4 protein-coding genes and 1 pseudogene are annotated in these 2,704 nt (G+C 62.9%); 2 read left to right on the top strand and 3 right to left on the bottom strand.

The features are described from left to right. Window positions 1–263, bottom strand: a 263-nt coding sequence (locus tag EN984_RS30090) for a LysR family transcriptional regulator (RefSeq protein WP_127384174.1), incomplete at its 3' end; no start/stop codon positions are given. 117 nt (window positions 264–380) lie between these two features. Between EN984_RS30090 and EN984_RS30085 the strand changes: the two genes are divergently transcribed. Both EN984_RS30085 and EN984_RS30080 read left to right on the top strand, forming a co-directional pair. Beyond that, window positions 381–851: a DUF1348 family protein gene (locus tag EN984_RS30085; RefSeq protein ID WP_127270828.1), complete on the top strand. Its 471-nt coding sequence runs from the start codon at window positions 381–383 to the stop codon at window positions 849–851. A gap of 24 nt (window positions 852–875) precedes the next feature. Continuing rightward, window positions 876–1,508 carry a pyridoxamine 5'-phosphate oxidase family protein gene (locus tag EN984_RS30080; RefSeq protein ID WP_127270827.1) on the top strand — a complete coding sequence of 211 codons (633 nt, stop codon included), beginning with the start codon at window positions 876–878 and terminating at the stop codon, window positions 1,506–1,508. Here EN984_RS30080 and EN984_RS30075 read toward each other — a convergent pair whose 3' ends face one another. After that, window positions 1,509–2,234 (bottom strand): YdcF family protein, encoded by a 726-nt coding sequence (locus EN984_RS30075; RefSeq protein ID WP_127270825.1) that lies wholly within the window; start codon window positions 2,232–2,234, stop codon window positions 1,509–1,511. It abuts the gene before it with no gap. A gap of 132 nt (window positions 2,235–2,366) precedes the next feature. Then, a pseudogene (locus EN984_RS30070) lies at window positions 2,367–2,704 on the bottom strand (ABC transporter permease); the annotation flags it as partial.

Below are 2,704 nucleotides of genomic sequence, written 5' to 3'. Positions count from 1 at the left end.
CTGTATTCGCCGGCTGCCGTGCGTTCGGCCTCGCCGACCTCGTCCAGGATGCGGCGGCAGGCGGCAAGATAGGCCTGGCCGGCATCGGTCGGTGTCAGCCGTCGCGTCGAGCGATTCAGGAGACGTGTGTTCAGATGGCGCTCGAGATCGGAAATCTTGCGGCTGACCGTCGCCAGCGGAATGCCGAAACGGCGGCTGGCCGCGGAAAGGCTGCCGGCCTCCACCGCGGCGACAAAGAGCGACATGGCTTCGAGACGATCCATAGCTTCTTCCGGAAAATGGAAGGACAGGTTACGAATATGTCATCTCCATTTGAATGATGGAAGGCTCTATATTGTGTCTGTCGGCCTGCCCGCAGCATGGCCCACAAAGGAGTTGCCATGTCCGAAGCCCGACCGCCGCTGCCGCCGTTTACCGCCGAGACATCAGCACAGAAGGCGCGCATGGCCGAGGATGCCTGGAATTCACGCGATCCGGCGCGGGTTGCGCTCGCCTATACCAAGGACAGCCGCTGGCGCAACCGCGCCGAATTCCTGCAAGGCCGCGACGCCATCCAGGCCTTCCTGACGCGCAAATGGAGTCGCGAGCTCGACTACCGGCTGATCAAGGAGGTCTGGGCCTTCCACGGCAACCGCATCGCCGTGCGTTTCGCTTACGAATGGCGCGACGACAGCGGTTCATGGTTCCGCAGCTACGGCAACGAGAACTGGGAATTCGATGAACACGGGCTGATGCGCCTGCGCATCGCCAGCATCAACGACCTGCCGATCGGCGAGTCCGATCGTAAGTATCACTGGCCGCTCGGCCGGCGGCCGGACGACCACCCGACACTGTCGGAGCTCGGACTTTAGCATCTTGCCGCAAGGAGGCTTTCGATGAACGCGCATGCTTTCACCAGCGACGTCGCCTTCACGCCGACCGTCAAGGCAATCCAGACCCGCAAGGGCTCACGTCAGTCCTATGCCCGCGTCGAGGAGCGTGGCGGCTGGCAGGCCGGCATCACCCCGGACCTTGCCGCCTTCATCGAAATGCAGACCAGCGTCTTTCTGTCGACCGCCAATGGCGAGGGGCAGCCCTATGTCCAGCATCGCGGCGGGCCGGCCGGCTTCCTCAAGGTGCTGGATGAACATACGATCGGCTTCGCGGATTTTTCCGGCAACCGGCAGTTCATCACGCAGGGCAATCTGGCCGACAATCCAAGGGCGTTCCTGTTCCTGATCGACTATATGCACCGCCAGCGCATCAAGATCTGGGGCACGGCGCGGGTCGTCGAGAGTGACGCCGAGCTGATGGCGAAACTGATGCCGCAAGACTACAGAGCGCGCCCCGAGCAGGTCATCCTGTTCACGGTCTCGGCCTGGGATGCCAATTGCCCGCAGCACATCCCGCAACGGTTCGAGGCAGCCGACGTGGCGGCGGCACTCGGCGAGCGGGACAAGCGTATCGAACGTCTTGAGCAGGAGATCGCACGGCTCAGGGGAAATTCGGGCACGGCCGCAGGGGAATGATCAGCCGCCGGCTGCGGTTTCGGCCAGTGCGATGCCGTTGGGCGTCGGCTTGACCGGCACGATGCCGCGCGCCAGCGCCAGCAAATACTTGTTGTATTCGGTGAACAGCACGCGCAATGCCCGCGGCTTGGTCAGCCAGCCGCCATTGTCGAGGTTGGAATTGACCACCGGATAGGGCTCGAGCTTGGCGCCATGCAGCAGCCTGCCCATTTCCAGCAGGCTGCGGGGCATATGATAATTGTTGGTGACAAGGATCACCGTGCCATAGGCGTGGCTCTCGACCCATTTGGCGCTTTCCTCCGCATTGCCGATCGTATCGAGCGCGGCGCGGTCGATGTCGACGCAGCAGGAGAACAGTTTCTTGTCGCCGCCGGTCGCCGCCTGCAACTGGCGGCGGCTGGCCGAAGGATGGACGCCGCTGATCAGCAGCCGCTCGCCCTTGCCGGACGCCAGCAGATCCATCGCCGCATCGAGGCGGGACTGGCCGCCGGTCAGCACGATGATCGCGTCCGCCTTGGCCGGATTGGCAGGCGTGGTCAGGTGACTGACCTTATTGGCGAACCAGCCGAAGCCGCCGGCAAACAATGTTGCGAGGATGAGGACAGAGAGAGCGGACAGGCGCAACGCGGCTCTTAGACGGCTCACAGTGGAGCGGCCATGCGAACGGGCAACCACCACTGGCATCTGCCCAGCCGTACCGGTCGAATCCCGCGCGTCCATCGCCATATGGTTAATCCTGAAATGCGGCTTTGGGTAGGTAAAAGACGCACTTTGCGTTACGTGAATTCTCCATCCGTGATCACCCTGTCCTATCTATGTCGTTGTCCCAAAACCGGTTCCACTTTTGGGCGACATGAATTAGCCTGCATCCGGCTGGCGGACATCGATGTCGCTGAGATAGGCAACGACGGTGGCGTGGGACGTGGCAGCCGTCAGTCCGCCGATCACCAGCACCATCAACACGACACCGAGATAGCCTGCCGAACCGATGGCGAAATTGCCGAACAGGGCGGTCGCCTGGTCGGCCTGCGGCGTCGCCATATTGCGCGACGACCACCAGGAAAAGACGATGAAGACGAGCACTGCCGCGGCACCGCCGGCCGCCGCTCCCTTCATGCCGGTGACCAGGAAATGCCGGCGGAATTCGCGCGCGATGAAGCGTGCTTCGGCGCCGACGAAATGCAGCACTTCGATGA

Origin of the sequence: Mesorhizobium sp. M7A.F.Ca.CA.004.12.1.1, from assembly GCF_003997835.1 — a bacterium.
Taxonomy (GTDB): Bacteria; Pseudomonadota; Alphaproteobacteria; order Rhizobiales; family Rhizobiaceae; genus Mesorhizobium.
This window is presented reverse-complemented; position numbering and strand designations above follow the sequence as displayed.

Coding starts and splice junctions, on each gene's coding strand:
- EN984_RS30085 (WP_127270828.1), top strand. CDS start 381: ATGTCCGAAGCCCGACCGCCGCTGCCGCCGTTTACCGCCGAGACATCA.
- EN984_RS30080 (WP_127270827.1), top strand. CDS start 876: ATGAACGCGCATGCTTTCACCAGCGACGTCGCCTTCACGCCGACCGTC.
- EN984_RS30075 (WP_127270825.1), bottom strand. CDS start 2,234: ATGGCGATGGACGCGCGGGATTCGACCGGTACGGCTGGGCAGATGCCA.